This is a genomic window from Amycolatopsis sp. NPDC045836, assembly GCF_056431745.1.
In genome coordinates, this window is record NZ_JBWKKF010000008.1 from 17,558 (window position 1) to 31,269 (window position 13,712).

At 72.1% G+C, this 13,712-nt stretch carries 16 protein-coding genes; 10 read left to right on the forward strand and 6 right to left on the reverse strand.

Going from position 1 to position 13,712, the window contains the following annotated elements:
• The first annotated feature begins 10 nt into the window (after positions 1 to 10).
• Positions 11 to 850 (forward strand): hypothetical protein, encoded by an 840-nt coding sequence (locus AC07EG_RS16530; protein WP_478253958.1) that lies wholly within the window; start codon positions 11 to 13, stop codon positions 848 to 850.
• A gap of 152 nt (positions 851 to 1,002) precedes the next feature.
• Here AC07EG_RS16530 and AC07EG_RS16535 read toward each other — a convergent pair whose 3' ends face one another.
• Positions 1,003 to 1,452: a winged helix-turn-helix transcriptional regulator gene (locus tag AC07EG_RS16535; protein ID WP_478253959.1), complete on the reverse strand. Its 450-nt coding sequence runs from the start codon at positions 1,450 to 1,452 to the stop codon at positions 1,003 to 1,005.
• 85 nt (positions 1,453 to 1,537) lie between these two features.
• Here AC07EG_RS16535 and AC07EG_RS16540 point away from each other — a divergent pair, with 85 nt between their 5' ends.
• The 6 genes from AC07EG_RS16540 (at position 1,538) to AC07EG_RS16565 (ending at position 7,072) form a co-directional block, all read left to right on the forward strand.
• Positions 1,538 to 2,755: an MFS transporter gene (locus tag AC07EG_RS16540; protein ID WP_478253960.1), complete on the forward strand. Its 1,218-nt coding sequence runs from the start codon at positions 1,538 to 1,540 to the stop codon at positions 2,753 to 2,755.
• Positions 2,756 to 2,789: 34 nt separating this feature from the next.
• Positions 2,790 to 3,641: an alpha/beta fold hydrolase gene (locus AC07EG_RS16545; RefSeq protein ID WP_478253961.1), complete on the forward strand. Its 852-nt coding sequence runs from the start codon at positions 2,790 to 2,792 to the stop codon at positions 3,639 to 3,641.
• Between the two features lie 249 nt (positions 3,642 to 3,890).
• The gene (locus tag AC07EG_RS16550) at positions 3,891 to 4,853 is read left to right on the forward strand and encodes an ATP-binding cassette domain-containing protein (protein ID WP_478253962.1); all 963 of its coding nucleotides are present in this window, start codon (positions 3,891 to 3,893) and stop codon (positions 4,851 to 4,853) included.
• On the forward strand, positions 4,850 to 5,674 hold the full coding sequence (locus AC07EG_RS16555) for an ABC transporter permease (RefSeq protein WP_478253963.1): 825 nt from the start codon (positions 4,850 to 4,852) through the stop codon (positions 5,672 to 5,674). The genes AC07EG_RS16550 and AC07EG_RS16555 overlap by 4 nt, the downstream gene beginning before the upstream one ends.
• Positions 5,675 to 5,690: 16 nt before the next feature.
• Complete coding sequence (locus AC07EG_RS16560; RefSeq protein ID WP_478253964.1) at positions 5,691 to 6,569, forward strand: helix-turn-helix domain-containing protein; 879 nt, start codon at positions 5,691 to 5,693, stop codon at positions 6,567 to 6,569.
• Positions 6,570 to 6,628: 59 nt separating this feature from the next.
• On the forward strand, positions 6,629 to 7,072 hold the full coding sequence (locus AC07EG_RS16565; RefSeq protein ID WP_478253965.1) for an SRPBCC family protein: 444 nt from the start codon (positions 6,629 to 6,631) through the stop codon (positions 7,070 to 7,072).
• Between the two features lie 221 nt (positions 7,073 to 7,293).
• On the opposite strand, the gene AC07EG_RS16570 is transcribed toward AC07EG_RS16565, so the two are convergent.
• From AC07EG_RS16570 to AC07EG_RS16580, 3 genes are read right to left on the reverse strand one after another with little or no spacing between them, the layout of a single operon-like run.
• Positions 7,294 to 8,223: a hypothetical protein gene (locus AC07EG_RS16570; protein ID WP_478253966.1), complete on the reverse strand. Its 930-nt coding sequence runs from the start codon at positions 8,221 to 8,223 to the stop codon at positions 7,294 to 7,296.
• Between the two features lie 36 nt (positions 8,224 to 8,259).
• Complete coding sequence (locus tag AC07EG_RS16575) at positions 8,260 to 8,721, reverse strand: VOC family protein (RefSeq protein ID WP_478253967.1); 462 nt, start codon at positions 8,719 to 8,721, stop codon at positions 8,260 to 8,262.
• On the reverse strand, positions 8,718 to 9,284 hold the full coding sequence (locus AC07EG_RS16580) for a DinB family protein (protein ID WP_478253968.1): 567 nt from the start codon (positions 9,282 to 9,284) through the stop codon (positions 8,718 to 8,720). Before AC07EG_RS16580 ends, AC07EG_RS16575 begins: the two co-directional genes overlap by 4 nt.
• A gap of 62 nt (positions 9,285 to 9,346) precedes the next feature.
• On the opposite strand from AC07EG_RS16580, the gene AC07EG_RS16585 reads away from it, so the two are divergent.
• The 3 genes from AC07EG_RS16585 (at position 9,347) to AC07EG_RS16595 (ending at position 11,665) form a co-directional block, all read left to right on the forward strand.
• Positions 9,347 to 10,294, forward strand: a complete 948-nt coding sequence (locus AC07EG_RS16585; RefSeq protein ID WP_478253969.1) for a helix-turn-helix transcriptional regulator — start codon at positions 9,347 to 9,349, stop codon at positions 10,292 to 10,294.
• Positions 10,295 to 10,411: 117 nt separating this feature from the next.
• Positions 10,412 to 10,960, forward strand: a complete 549-nt coding sequence (locus AC07EG_RS16590) for a snapalysin family zinc-dependent metalloprotease (RefSeq protein WP_478253970.1) — start codon at positions 10,412 to 10,414, stop codon at positions 10,958 to 10,960.
• Positions 10,961 to 11,263: 303 nt separating this feature from the next.
• Positions 11,264 to 11,665 carry an arsenate reductase ArsC gene (locus AC07EG_RS16595; protein ID WP_478253971.1) on the forward strand — a complete coding sequence of 134 codons (402 nt, stop codon included), beginning with the start codon at positions 11,264 to 11,266 and terminating at the stop codon, positions 11,663 to 11,665.
• Positions 11,666 to 11,924: 259 nt separating this feature from the next.
• On the opposite strand, the gene AC07EG_RS16600 is transcribed toward AC07EG_RS16595, so the two are convergent.
• The gene (locus AC07EG_RS16600; RefSeq protein WP_478253972.1) at positions 11,925 to 12,527 is read right to left on the reverse strand and encodes a response regulator transcription factor; all 603 of its coding nucleotides are present in this window, start codon (positions 12,525 to 12,527) and stop codon (positions 11,925 to 11,927) included.
• Positions 12,524 to 13,690: a sensor histidine kinase gene (locus tag AC07EG_RS16605; RefSeq protein ID WP_478253973.1), complete on the reverse strand. Its 1,167-nt coding sequence runs from the start codon at positions 13,688 to 13,690 to the stop codon at positions 12,524 to 12,526. The genes AC07EG_RS16600 and AC07EG_RS16605 overlap by 4 nt, the downstream gene beginning before the upstream one ends.
• Between the last annotated feature and the right edge of the window lie 22 nt (positions 13,691 to 13,712).

Sequence of the window (13,712 nt, forward strand, 5' to 3'; positions counted from 1 at the left end):
CGCTCGGTCGATGAAGCGATCACCGAGGGCACCGAGGGTGCTCACCGGGCCGGTGACCTGGCGCGACCGCGTCCGCCAGGTGCTGGTGCTGCTCACCGCGATCGCCCAGATCGCCGCGTCCGTCCGCTATGGACCGTCGGTGGGCGGCCTGGCCAGGGAGAACGCCTCGGCGATCCTGCCCGCCGGGTACGCCTTCGCCATCTGGGGGCCAATCTTCGCGTTGTCGCTGGCGACCGCGGTCATCGGCTTCGCGCCGCCGCTGGCCGGGCACCCGGCGATGCGGAAGACCGGCCGCATCATCGCGCTGGCCTTCGCCGCCGACGCGGTGTGGGTGCTGGTGTTCTCGCAGCGGCATTTCGTGCTCGCGCAGCTGGTGCTGATCGTCGGCCTGGTGGCCGCCATCCGCGCCACGGTCCGCCTGCAGCGCACCGTCGACGACGACCGCACGGTCGCGGTGCTCTTCGGCGGCACCTTCGGCCTGCTGGCGGGCTGGCTCACCGCGGCCACCTTCGCCGGGCTGGCGAACGCGCTGGTCGCCTGGGGCATGTCCGGCGACAGCGGCTGGTCCGGGGTGGTCGGCGTGGTGCTGCTGCTGGTGGCCACCGCGGTGGCGGTGGGGGTGGTCCGGGCGTGCGCCACCGGCCCGCTGCCGGGCTCGCTCGCCTACACCGCCGCCGTGGTGTGGGGCTTCCTCGCGATCGCCGTGGAGAACCGGGTGCCGAGCACCACGATCGCCGCGCTCGCGCTGGCGGCGGCCCTGCTCGCCTTCCTCGGCCTGGTCCACCACCGGCGGCACCACCCCCGCCCGGTCCGGCGGTTGCGCCGCCCGCGGGTGCCCCGGGCGGTATGAGCGCTTGAGGCCGCTCAGCCACGCCCAGGCCCCCTGGGGACCGCGGTGGCTCTCCTCGGTGCGCACGAGCGGGTGCACCGGCCGGGCGGCAGGCGCCAGACCGTGTGCAGCGGCGCGGCGAGCAGCAGCCGGGTGAGTGTCGACAGCGGGGGTCACGACCTCTGACCGACGTGCTGGACCACCGTGGTGTCGCTGGTCAGCGGCGAACCGTCGGCGGCGACGGGGTCCAGTCGCGGCACGGCGGTGCCGTGCTCGTCGACCAGGATCGACCGCGGCTCGCCCGCCTCGAAGGCGTGCCGCTCACCCCACTGGCGGAGCGTGAGGATCACCGGGAACAGGTCCTTGCCCGCCGCGGTGAGCGCGTACACCCGCCGCTTGCCGGACGGCGCCTCGACCTGGGTGAGCAGGCCGTGGGCGGTGAGCTTGCGGAGCCGGTCGGTGAGGATGTTGCGGGCGATGCCCGTGCGCTGCTGGAAGTCGCTGAACGAGCGGGCGCCGTCCATCGCGTCCCGGACGATCAGCAGGCTCCAGCGGTCGCCGACGACGTCCGCGGCCCTGGCGACCGGGCAGTTCGGGTCCGTCCACGCCTCGGGGGCCACCACTCCTCCAATGAGTTGCGTTTTGAAACCATCCTGCCCTAACCTGCCGAAGAGTTGCAAATTGAAACCAATTTTTTCGGAGGTGGCCGTGGGCCGGGGGACGAGGGCGTTGCTGGCGGTGGTGTGCGGGGTGGCGGTGGCCGCGGTGTACGCCGGGCAGCCGGTGCTGGCGGCGATGGGGCGGGATCTGGGGGTGGGCCGGGATTCGGTCGGCTGGTTCGTCGCCGTGGGGCAGCTGGGTTATCTCGCCGGGCTGGTGCTGCTGGTGCCGCTCGGCGACCTGGCCGACCGGCGGCGGCTGATCGCCACGCACCTGGGCCTGGTGGCGATCGGCCTGGGGGTCACCGCGGTGGCGCCGGTGGCCTGGCCGGCGTTCGGCGGCCTCGCCGTCGCGGGCCTGTTCGCGGTGGTGGTGCAGACCGCGGTCGCTTACACCGCCTCGATTTCGCCGCCGGAGGAGCGTGGCCGCAACCTCGGTGTGGTCACCTCCGGGGTGGTGCTCGGCATCCTCGGCTCCCGGGTGCTCACCGGCGGCCTGGCCGAGGTGTGGGGCTGGCGTGCGGGTTACCTCGTGCTGGCGGGCCTCGCGGCCGGGTTGTGCGTGCTGAGCCTGCTCGCGCTGCCGTCGGAGGTCCGCGCCGACGCCGATCGGTACGGGCAGGTCGTCCGGTCGCTGGGCGGGTTGTTCACCCAGCCGGTTTTCCTCGGCCGCGGGCTGATCGCCTTCTTCCTCTTCGCGTCCTTCGGCACGCTCTGGAGCGGCATGGGGCTGCCCCTGGCCGGTGCGCCGTGGCACCTGAGCGAAGCGCAGATCGGGCTGTTCGGTGTCGCCGGGCTCGCCGGTGCGCTGGGTGCCGCCCGCGCCGGCCGCTGGAGCGACGCCGGGCACACCGGGCGGGTCACCGGTCTCGCGCTGGTCCTGCTGCTCGGCTCGTGGCTCGCGATCGGGCAACTCGGCTGGTCGCTGGTCCTGCTGGTGGCCGGGGTGGTCGTGCTCGACTTCGCCGTGCAGGCGGTGCACGTCGGCAACCAGCACGTGCTCACCGCGGTGTACGCCGATCGCACCAGCAGTGCCATCGGCGGGTACATGGTCTTCTACTCGCTCGGCTCCGCCTTCGGCGCCACCGCGACGACGGCGTTGTTCGACGCCTTCGGCTGGGCGGGGTCCGCCGTGCTCGGCGCGGGACTGGCGCTTTGTGCCCTGTTCGCCTGGTGTGGTTGTGGTCTCGCTCACCGTGGCGGTCGCGCACGGCCGAATGCGTCGGTGGCGGGCGCGAACATGGCCGTGAAAGCACCAGCCGAGTGAGGAGCGGTGATGACCCCGGCGGACGGCTGCGGAGTTGAACTTCGTCGAGATCGGCGACGGGGTTCCGGTGCTGGCGCTACCCGGCTGGATGCCCGGCCACCGCCTGGTGCGCAGCTGCCTGGAGCCGGTTTTCGCGGAGCGCCCCGGATATCGGCGGCTGTACCCGGACCTGCCCGGGATGGGCGGGTCGCCGGCGCCGCCGTCCATCGCGAGCGCGGACGACGTGCTCGATGCCGTGCAGGACTTCGTGGACGAGACCCTGGCCGAGGAACCGTTCCTGCTGGTGGGCAACTCCTACGGCGGTTATCTCGCCCGTGCGCTCACCGCGTCCCGTCCCGGCCAGGTGCGTGGGCTGGCGCTGCTCTGCCCGGTGGGCAGGGCCCGCCACGCGGAACGCACCCTGCCCGAGCGGCAGGTGCTGCGCCCCGATCCCGGGCTCATCGCTGCCCTGGACGAGCGGCTGGCCGCCGAGTTCGCGGCCATTTCGGTGCTGCGGACCCCGGAGACCCTGCGGCGCTTCCGCGAGGAAATCATGCCCGGCCTCGAAGTCGCCGACGCCGGGGCGCTGGCCGTCATCGAGCGGCGTTACCAGCTCAGTGAGGATCCCGAGCGCGGGCCGCGGTTCGAACGGCCGGTGCTCATCGTGACCGGCAGGCAGGACGACGTCACCGGGTACGCCGACCAGTTCGCGCTGCTGCCGCCCTACCCGCGGGCGAGCTTCGCGGTGCTCGACGTCGCCGGGGCACAACCTCCAGCTCGAGCAACCGGAACTGTTCGAGGCGCTGCTGGGGGAGTGGCTCGACCGGGTCGCCGCCGAGAACTGAGTTCGATCGCTGACGGGCACCGCACGCGGTGTCCGTCTTTTTGTACCCAGGTGGCACCTTAGCGGTGCCATCCCGTGCCACCCGGGTCGTGTTGCGGCTGTGCCACGAGCCTTTCGGCGGGTTGCCGGGGCTTCTGTGGCTCTCTAGGCGTGCAGCCAAAGTGCAGGTCAAAGCGGGTTCAACCACTGTTTTCACCATGGTGATGCCGAGAATGTGGCAAGGTGGCTTGTATATGGCGCCAACCGTGTGCCATAGTGGTGCCAACAACGCGACGGCCCCAAGAACCGGCACCGCCGAAAGGAAACGAAGAGATGACCACCCGACAGTCCCCGCTCGCCATCACGGCGACCGGGCTGCGCAAGTCGTTCGGTGAGAAGACCGTGCTCGACGGCATCGACCTGGCCGTGCCGCGGGGCACCGTCTTCGCCCTGCTCGGCGCCAACGGCGCGGGCAAGACCACCACGGTCAAGATCCTGTCCACGCTGATCAACGCCAACGGCGGCACCGCGTCGGTGGCCGGGCACGACCTGACCGCGGAGCCCGATTCGGTGCGGGCCGCGATCGGGGTCACCGGCCAGTTCTCCGCGGTGGACAACCTGCTCACCGGCGAAGAGAACCTGCTGCTGATGGCGAGGCTGCACCAGATCCCCCGGGCCGGCCGCAAGGCGCTGGCCGCCGGCCTGCTCGACCGGTTCGACCTGACCGAGGCGGCCAAGAAGCCGGTCTCCACCTACTCCGGTGGGATGCGGCGGCGCCTCGACCTGGCGATGACGCTGGTCGGCAGTCCGCGGGTGATCTTCCTCGACGAACCGACCACCGGGCTGGACCCGCGCAGCCGCCGCGGCCTGTGGCAGATCGTCCGCGACCTGGTGGCCGGTGGCGTCACCATCTTCCTGACCACGCAGTACCTGGAGGAGGCCGACGAGCTCGCCGACCGGATCGCCGTGCTCGACCAGGGCCGGGTGGTCGCCGAGGGCACCGCCGACGAACTCAAGCGCCGCATCCCCGGCGGGCACGTGGAACTGCGGTTCCACGACGCCCGCGCCCTCGAAGCCGCCACGCGCTCACTCGGCAACGGCACGCCCGACGCCGAAGCGCTGACCCTGCGGGTGCCCGGCGACGGCAGCCTGCACTTCCTCAAGGCCCTGATCGGCCGCCTCGACGCCGACGCCATCGAGGTCGACCAGCTGGCACTGCACACCCCCGACCTCGACGACGTCTTCCTCGCCCTGACCAGCACCAACTCCCCGACCCAGAAGGTGGCGACCCGATGAGCACCACGATCCACGCGGCCCGGCCGGCCGCCGCCCCCCGCTCCCGCGCGCTGAGCGATTCGATGACCATGCTCAGCCGCACCCTCAAGCACATGATCCGCTACCCGTCGATGACCGTGCTGCTCATCGGCATGCCGATCGTCTTCCTGCTGCTGTTCGTCTACGTCTTCGGCGGCACGCTCGGTGCCGGGATAGGGGGTCCGTCCGGCGGACGCGCCGAGTACGTCAACTACGTGGTGCCCGCGATCCTGCTGATGAGCGTCTGCAGCGCGGTGCAGGGCACCTCGATCTCGGTGGCGATGGACATGACCGAGGGCATCATCGCCCGCTTCCGGACCATGGCGATCGCCAGGGTTTCGGTGCTCACCGGGCACGTGCTGGGCAGCGTGATCCAGGCGGTGATCGCGGTGGTGGTGGTGCTCGGCGTCGGGCTGCTGATCGGCTTCGACCCGGCGGCCGGCTTCGGCGACTGGCTCGCCGTCGGCGGGGTGGTGCTCGCGCTGTCCTTCGCGCTGGTCTGGCTGGCCGTGGCGCTGGGCCTGGCCAGCGGCAGCGTCGAAGGCGCGAGCAACGTGGGCATGCCGCTGGTGCTGCTGCCCTTCCTCGGCAGCGGGTTCGTGCCGACCGACTCGATGCCCGGCGCGATCCGGTGGTTCGCCGAGTACCAGCCGTTCACGCCGGTGATCGAGTCCCTGCGCGGGCTGCTGATGGGCACGCCGATCGGCAACAGCGCGCTGCTCGCCCTCGGCTGGTGCGTGGTCATCGCGCTGGGCAGCTACCTCTGGGCCAAGAAGCTGTACAACCGGGAATACCGCCGCTGAGGGCTAGGCTGGTCCGGTGTTCGACTCGCTCGACTTCGATCTGGCGCCCTACGGGGGAATCGACACCGGGCCGCTGGTGCGGCACACCTACTGCAGTCACGGCGACTCCGGCTGGCGGTCGCTGCTCGTGCAGTGCTTCGACCACGCGGCCGAAGCCGAGCAGCTCCCGTTGCCCGGGGTCGCCGATTGGCATCTGGTGCTCTACGTCTCCGGTGAGGCGGTCATGCGGACCCGCGACGACGGCAAGGCGGTGCGGCGGCGCCGCGTGCCCGGCGACCTGGAGCTGATGGTCCCCGGGCGGGCGAGCGAGCGGGACTACCGGGCGACCTCGCCGCTGCGCACCATCCAGGTCCACCTCCCGGCGGCGACCGTCGAGCGGACCGCGGCCCGGCTCGGTGGGGGAGCGCCGGACTTCGAAGCGTTGTCGGCGGCGGTGGGCGCGGGGGATCCGGTGGTGGAGCACCTCGTCCGCGCCCTGCCCGCGGCCGGTGGCGCGGACGACCGCTACCCGGAGTCCGCCGCCGCGTTCCTCACCACGCACCTGCTGACCCGTGGCCGCCACGAACGGCTGCCCGGCCCCGACCACGCGGCGGTCCGGGCGGGCATCGCGGTGATGCGGGAGCGGTTGGCCGAACCGCTGACGCTGGCCGAAATCGCCGCTGAAGCGCAGCTGAGCGTGTACCACTTCATCCGGGTTTTCCGGGCGGCGACGGGAGAAACGCCGCACCGGTACCTCACCCGGCTGCGGATCGAACTGGCGCGGCGCCTGCTGTCGGACACCACGCTGACCGTCGCGCAGATCTCCGGGCGGTGCGGATTCGCCAGCCCGGGTGCGTTCTCCACGGCTTTCACGGCGCAGGTCGGGGTGCGGCCGTCGGCCTACCGCAAGAACTGATCGATTCCCGGCAATCCGGCGCGTGTCCGGCGGGTGGCCGGGTCACCTGGGTTCGAGCCGTGCCCTGCAGCTACGACGTCACCGCTGCTTCGACCGCACCCCGTCCGCCGTCTGGCGCCTGCTGGCCCGACGCGCGCACCTGGCTCGAGTGGTCCATTGTGGACGAACTGGTCCTGGAGCGGTCCAGCGGGCTCGACCCGGGCGGCCGGGACCCGGTCGGCGCGGTGCGGGCGTTCCGCACCGGGCGGACGGTGACCGGGGAGCGGCTGACCGGGGTCGTCGAGAACCGGCGGCTGACCTGTGCGGACGCCTTCAACCGGGCCATCCACGACTACCGGGCGGTGGTCGAGCTCAAGCCGGCCGCCGACGGAAGCACGGTCATCCACTGGCACGGCCGGTACGCCGCGCGCCGCGGCCTCGGCTGGCTGGTGCGGGGTGTCATGCAGCGCACCGTGCAGCGGATGGCCGACGGGCTGGCCTCCCACGCGGCGGTGTCGTCCTGACCGCGTGGGAGGCCGGTCGTCACTGGCAGGCTTCGCAGTCGGGGTCGTCGATGCGGCAGGCGGCCCCGTCGGCCAGCTCGAAGTCGAAGTCGTCGAGCGCCGGTACGGCCAGCGTGGTTTCTTCGGTGGTGGACATGTCACTCCCTAACCTGCGAACGGTGTGCACCACTGTGTAGCGCTGAAGATCCACGGTCATTCCGTGACGCGCGCCACAGCCCCGATTACGCGATGCCGGCAAGACGGAGGCGTTCGCGGGCCTCCTGCTCCGACAACGAGGTGGTGGGCTGTCCGATCGCGTGCTGGAACTTGGCGTCGTAGGCCCGGGTCCACACACCCGCCGCCCAAGCGCGTTGGAGTTCGCCGGCGCTGAGGTCCCGGCCGCGTGCCTGACCGTATGCGGCGAGGAATCGCTGCGTGTCCTCGACGGTGGCCAGCTTGTCCGCATCGACGGTCGAATGCAGCGCGGCGGCGAAGCCGACCAGGACGTCTTCGCTGTCCGCGGTCACGCTGTCCCAGTCGTGCACCACCAGCAGCGCGTCGCCGCTCCAGCGCAGGTTGCCCGCCAGCCAGTCGCAGTGGCCGATCACCGGACCGGTTCCGCCGCTCCGCAACCGGTCGCGGGCACGACGCCCGGCTTCGTCGATCCACTCCGCGCCGGACACCTCGTCGAGGTCGAGGTCGGAGTCCTCCGAGCGCGGCCACAGGCCGTCCCCGGTGTGGTTCCAGTCCGCCCACGACGGTGCCGGGTCGAGCGCGGACACCTCGGCGGGCTCGGGGGCCAGCCGGATCAGCCACGCGAACGCCTCGGCGAAGGCAGCGGGCGCGCGGTCCGCGCTCGGCAGCACGGCCCCGCCGGGGACGTGGAGCTCCGCGGTGGCGAGGTCACCACCGAGGGGCACGGCGCCGGTGAGCGGCTGCGGAGCGGGATAACCGGCCTGGAACAGGCGACGCTGGACTTCGACGCACGCCGCTGTCCGCGGTGCGGCCGGGCGGACCTTGACCACGACCCCGCGGTCATCGGCCAGCCGGAGCCCGATGACCGCGGACAGGTGCCCGGACCGGAACAACTCCTCCGCCGGCGGGCTGCCCAACTGCTCCACGCACCAGCGGGCGAGCCCGCGGGGATCGACCACACGCGCACGAGGTGGCATTCCGGCATCCTGGCAGACGAACCCGCGTGGGGCCGCTCAGTCCAGGCAGAACTCGTTGCCTTCGGGGTCGGTCATCACGATGAAGCCGTGGCTCAGCGGGGGAGCGGGTTCGTGGCGGGCGAGCCGGGTGGCGCCCAGGGCGACGAGCCGCTCGCATTCCGCTTCCAGTGCGGCCATCCGCTCGTCGCCGCGGAGGCCGGGGGCCGCCCGGATGTCGAGGTGGACGCGGTTTTTGGCCACCTTGTCCTCGGGCACCCGCTGGAAGAACAACCGCGGTCCCGGCCCGTCCGGGTCCTCGACCGCCGAACTCGAGTTGCGCTGGTCCTCCGGAACGCCGACGCGTTCGAGGAACTCGTCCCAGGCGGCGAGCGGGTCGGCGCCATCGGGCAACTCGACCCCCGGCGGGGCCGGGTGGACGTAACCCAGTGCGTCACGCCAGAAACCGGACAGGGTCCGCGGGTCGTGCGCGTCGAAGGTGACCTGGATTTCGCGGCTCATCGGGTGGCTCCGTTCCGGTGGGGGTAGAGGTCGCGCAGCAGGCAGACCTCGGACAGGTGGTGGATCAGTTCGCGGTGGATGTGCTGCACCAGCTCCGCCATCGGCCGATCCGGGTACGGCTCCTCGTTGCCGGGGGCCCGCAGCCCGGCCTCGCCGAGGCCGCGCACCCCGGCCAGCCAGGTCGCCAGCTGGCTGTCGAGCTGGGCCAGCGCGGTGGCCGCGTCACCGGCGTACTCCCAGTCGGCCCAGGAGGTCGCCGGGGCACCGAAGTGGGTGGCGTTGCGCATGGCGAGCACGCCGACGATGACGTGGTTGAGCCGCCAGGCGATGGTGGTGACCGGCGCCGGATCCGGTGGCGGGAAAGCGAAGTCGATGGTGAGGTCCCCGGCGCCGGCCTGGATGGGTGCGGTCGAGGTGCCGCGCGGGCGCACGCTCCAGGCGTCCGGCGCCGGGGTCCAGAAGTACTCGTCGTCGGTGAGGCCGTCGAGCCGAGCGCGGACCTGGTTGGTCCAGTGCCATTCCACCTGCTCGCGGAGCACCCGGTTCCAGTCGAATTCGGTCATGGGACCATCCTGGCCTGCCTGGCGGACAGGATCGGTCCGCTATCTCTGGCAGGGTGCACGGCATGGACGAGGACCGGGGCACCACCGAGCGGGTGCTCACCCTGCTCGGGCTGCTGCAGCAGCGGCAGGTGTGGACCGGCCCCGAACTCGCCGAACGGCTCGGGGTCACCCCGCGCACGGTGCGCCGGGACGTGGAACGGCTGCGCTCGCTCGGTTATCCGGTGCACGCCAGCCAGGGCGTCGGCGGCGGGTACCGGCTCGGCCCCGGCCAGGAACTGCCGCCGCTGCTGCTCGACGACGAGGAGGCGATCGCCACCGCGGTGTCCCTGCTGGTCGGGGCGGGCAGCGCGGTCGCCGGTGACGCGGCGCTGCGGGCGCTGACCAAGCTCGACCAGGTGCTGCCCATCCGGCTGCGGAACGAGGTGCGGGCGCTGGCCGGGGCGGTGGAGTCCTTCGACGGCGGTCGCGAGCCGGTCGACCCGGAAGTGCTCGTGCAACTGGCCAGGGCCTGCCGCGACGAGGTCGAGGCCGGCTTCGACTACCCGTCCGGCGCCGGGGTCCGGCGGCGCCGGGTCGAGCCGTACCGGCTGGTCACCTCCGATCGGCGCTGGTACCTGCTCGCCTACGACCTCGAGCGCGGCGACTGGCGCAACTTCCGCGTCGACCGGATGACCGAGGTGGTCACGCGGACCTGGCGCTTCCGCCCGCGCGCGGCACCGGACGCGGCGGAGTTCGTGCAGCAGAACGTGGCCGTCCGGGTCTACCCGCACCGGGCGCGCTTCCTGGTGCACGCGCCGGCCGGCACCGTGCGCGCGCAGGTCCCGGCGTCGGCGGCGGTGGTGCGACCGCTGGATGAACGGAGCTGCGAGCTGCTCAGCGGTGGGGCCGGCCTGGACTTCATCCTCCTGCACGTGGTCCTGCTCGGGCACGCGTTCGAGGTGCTCGACCCGCCGGAACTCGGCGAGCGCTGCCGGGAGCTGGCACGGCGGTTGCGGGCCGCCGGGTCGTGATCCCGGTTATTCCATTGTGGACCAGGTGGTTATTTACCGACGATCGGCCGTGGTCGGGTACTGATGTGCGGTGATACTCCTGCTGGGTCCGGTCCTCGACCCCACCAAGGAGAGACCATGCTGATCCGACGCTCAGCGGCCGCCGCCGCGCTCGCCCTGTCGGTGCCGCTGATCGCCGCCCCGGCCGCGCTGGCCGAGGACGTCCACGCGGCCGCGATCACCATCACCTACGACGACAGCCAGGCGGCCGAGTACACCGACGCCATCACCGCCGGCATCGCGATCTGGAACGAGCACCTGGACAACGTCCAGATCGACAAGGTCGCCGCCGGTGCCCGGGCCGACGTCTCGTTCGTCTCCGACCCCGGCTGGCCGCGGGCCGAGCTGGGTCCGGCCATGCCCGGCGACAGCCTGACCATCTGGTTCGGCAAGGAGGCCGTCGACGACGGGTACCACCTGACCCGCATCGCCTCCCACGAGTTCGGCCACAGCCTCGGCCTGCCCGACATGAAGCCGGGACCTTGCTCCAGCCTGATGTCCGGCAGCACGGCCGGCGTGGACTGCGACAACCCGGTGCCGAACGCCCAAGAGGTCGCCGCGGTGGAGGAGAACTACGCGTCCGGCTTCGCCGAGCAGCGGCGGGAACCGGTCGTCGTGGTCGACTGAGCTCCCGGCCCGCTCGCCGGCGACCTCGGCGAGCGGGTCAGGCAGCCGCCGTCCGGCGCCCGGTGCGTTCGAGGATGTCGCCGGGTGGCGTCGGCAGGCACGCCGATGGCTTCGACGTCGGGGACGTGCACCACGGGTGAACCGGGCCGCGCGGGTATCGTTGGAACGGCGTGAGCCGCGGAGCGGGACGGTGCCGAGGAACACCGCCTCCTGGGGGAACCGCGCTCGCCCGCGACGCCGATGCCGCGGCGGAGGCGTCGCCCGGCACCTGACCCTGACCGCCACCGCACCGAGCGAGGACCGATGATCACTGTCCTGTTCGTCTGCGTGCACAACGCCGGCCGCTCGCAGATGGCCGCCGCGTGGCTCGCCCACCACGCCGGGGACCGGGTGCGCATCCGCTCGGCGGGCTCGGCTCCGCGTGCCGAGGTGAACCCGGCGGTCGTCGAGGCGATGGCCGAGGTCGGCATCGACATCTCCGCGGAGGTGCCGAAGAAGCTGACCACCGAGGCCGTCGAAGCCAGTGACGTGGTGATCACCATGGGCTGCGGGGACGCCTGCCCGGTCTACCCCGGCAAGCGCTACCTGGACTGGGAGCTGGACGATCCCGCCGGGCAGGGGCTCGACGCCATCCGCCCGATCCGCGACGAGATCGACCGCCGGGTACGCGCCCTGCTGGCCGAACTGGGTGTCCGTCTCGCCTGAGCGCCGCGGTGGCGCTCAGGCGAGCTTCGTGGCGGTGAACGGCGGCTGTTCCGCGTTCGTCAGGCGCCTGGACGAAACGAACTGATGTTCCTGTCCGTGTTGTACTGGGGCCGGACGCTGTGATTGATGTGCTCGAAAGCGCACCGCGCCTGCCCGGTGCCAGAGCGAGCGGGTCTTGTCGCTGAAGCCGCCCGGGTTCAGGCTGCCGCCACCGTGGGTGAACGTTTACTCCGACTCGGCCACCTCCGGCGAAGGCGAGCTACAGCCAGTCGTGTTCTCTGGCGTAGCGGGCTGCCTCGTGCCGGGTGCGGGTTTGGGTCTTCTGCATCGCGTTCGACAGGTAGTTGCGCACGGTGCCTGCGGCCAGGTGCAGCCGGACGGCGATGTCGGCGACCGAGTACCCGTCCCGCGTTCCCCGCAGCACGTCGATTTCTCGGTCGGTCAGGGGGCAGTCGTCGACCACGGCGAGGGCGGAGACGTCCGGGTCGATCCAGCGCTTGCCCTGGTGCAGCGTCCGGATCACCGAGGTGATGTGCGCGGGCTCGGCCGCCTTGCTGACGAATCCCTGCACGCCCAGCTTGAGCGCCTTGCGCAGCACCCCGGGCTTGGCGTGCCGGGTCAGCATCAGGATCACCTGCCCCGGCCGGGACCGGCGGATCTCGGCGACCGCGCCGAGCCCGTCCACGCCGGGCATCTCCAGATCGATGACCAGCACGTCCGGCTGGTGCCGCAGGGTGGCCGCCACGGCCGACTCCCCGTCCTCGGCCTCGGCGAGCACGGTGATCTCGCCCTCCAGCGGCAGCAGCGACGCCAGTGCCTTGCGCAGCAGGGCTTCGTCGTCGGCCAGCACCACCGTGGTCATCCGTCCTCCTGCGCTTCGCGGTGCGGGAACGCGGCGGCGGTGACGAACCGGCCGTTCTCCCGCGACACGGTCAGTTCACCGCCTTCACCCGCCACCCGTTCCCGGAGGGTGGCGAGGCCGCCGAGTTCGGGCAGCGGGGCGTCCTGCGCCCCGTCGTTGACGATGGTGATACCCGTCCGGGACAGGGTGATCCGCACTTCGGTGGCGTCGGCGTGCCGCAGGACGTTCGTGGTCGTCTCCCGCAGGACCTGGCCGAGCAGTTCACCCGTCCGGGGGTCCACTTCGGAATCGCGGTCGACGCGCACCCGGATGCCCGCGGCCTCGAACAGGTTCTTCGCGTTCTCCAGTTCCGCGGACAGGTTGAGCCGGCGTTGCGCGTAGGCGAGTTCCTTCGTCTGGGTGATGGTGTCGGCGACCAGCGCGTGGATCTCGCGGAGTTCCTCTTCGGCGCGGCCGGGATCGGTGCGCACCAGCTTCTGGGCCAGCGAGGTCTTCAGCTTCACCACGTGCAGCGTGTGCCCCTGGATGTCGTGCAGGTCACTGGCGAACCGCATGCGCTCGCGGACCACGGCCAGTTCGGCTTCGCGGTCCCGCGCCTTCTCCAGGTCCTCGACGACGCCGTAGAAGCTCTGGTTCGGGAACATCAGCCCGGTGGTGATCGCGGTGACCCCCGTGGGCAGCAGCACGTAGGCGATCAGCGCCTCGGTGTCACCGCCGTGCACCAGCAACCGCGTCACGCCCACCGCGGCGACGAAGGCACCCAGCCCCAGTGCCGCCGCCCGCCGGTGCCGCGGCAGCTTCGAGACGACGTGCGCGCCGACCACGGCGATGCCGTAGAAGGCGGTCTCGGCGCCCAGCACCAGCCCGCCGTAGAGCCACACCGCGGCGGAGACGAACAGGCACGGGACCGCGACGCGGAACACGTCCCCGGCGGTCCAGCGCTCGAAGGTGACCAGCGCCGTCACCACCCCGAGCCCCAGCACGACGGCGTCCCACCAGTTCCGGGCGTCCAGCGCCACCACCAGCACCCCGGCCACGGTGAGCACCGGGAACACGGTCAGGAGGTTGAGCCGGCGCAGCCGTCCCCGCGTCGGCTGGGTGGCGGCCAGCACGAACCCCAGTATTCTGCCGATCCGCCGGAGCCACCAGTGACACCGTGTCATGCTTTCCCCGGTGAGGTGTCAC

Excerpts from the sequence above, each read along its gene's own strand:
- AC07EG_RS16580 (WP_478253968.1), bottom strand. The coding sequence starts at position 9,284 with ATGACCGAATTCGACTGGAACCGGGTGCTCCGCGAGCAGGTGGAATGG.
- AC07EG_RS16585 (WP_478253969.1), top strand. The coding sequence starts at position 9,347 with ATGGACGAGGACCGGGGCACCACCGAGCGGGTGCTCACCCTGCTCGGG.
- AC07EG_RS16600 (WP_478253972.1), bottom strand. The coding sequence starts at position 12,527 with ATGACCACGGTGGTGCTGGCCGACGACGAAGCCCTGCTGCGCAAGGCA.
- AC07EG_RS16590 (WP_478253970.1), top strand. The coding sequence starts at position 10,412 with ATGCTGATCCGACGCTCAGCGGCCGCCGCCGCGCTCGCCCTGTCGGTG.
- AC07EG_RS16575 (WP_478253967.1), bottom strand. The coding sequence starts at position 8,721 with ATGAGCCGCGAAATCCAGGTCACCTTCGACGCGCACGACCCGCGGACC.
- AC07EG_RS16550 (WP_478253962.1), top strand. The coding sequence starts at position 3,891 with ATGACCACCCGACAGTCCCCGCTCGCCATCACGGCGACCGGGCTGCGC.
- AC07EG_RS16595 (WP_478253971.1), top strand. The coding sequence starts at position 11,264 with ATGATCACTGTCCTGTTCGTCTGCGTGCACAACGCCGGCCGCTCGCAG.
- AC07EG_RS16555 (WP_478253963.1), top strand. The coding sequence starts at position 4,850 with ATGAGCACCACGATCCACGCGGCCCGGCCGGCCGCCGCCCCCCGCTCC.
- AC07EG_RS16570 (WP_478253966.1), bottom strand. The coding sequence starts at position 8,223 with ATGCCACCTCGTGCGCGTGTGGTCGATCCCCGCGGGCTCGCCCGCTGG.
- AC07EG_RS16530 (WP_478253958.1), top strand. The coding sequence starts at position 11 with ATGAAGCGATCACCGAGGGCACCGAGGGTGCTCACCGGGCCGGTGACC.
- AC07EG_RS16605 (WP_478253973.1), bottom strand. The coding sequence starts at position 13,690 with ATGACACGGTGTCACTGGTGGCTCCGGCGGATCGGCAGAATACTGGGG.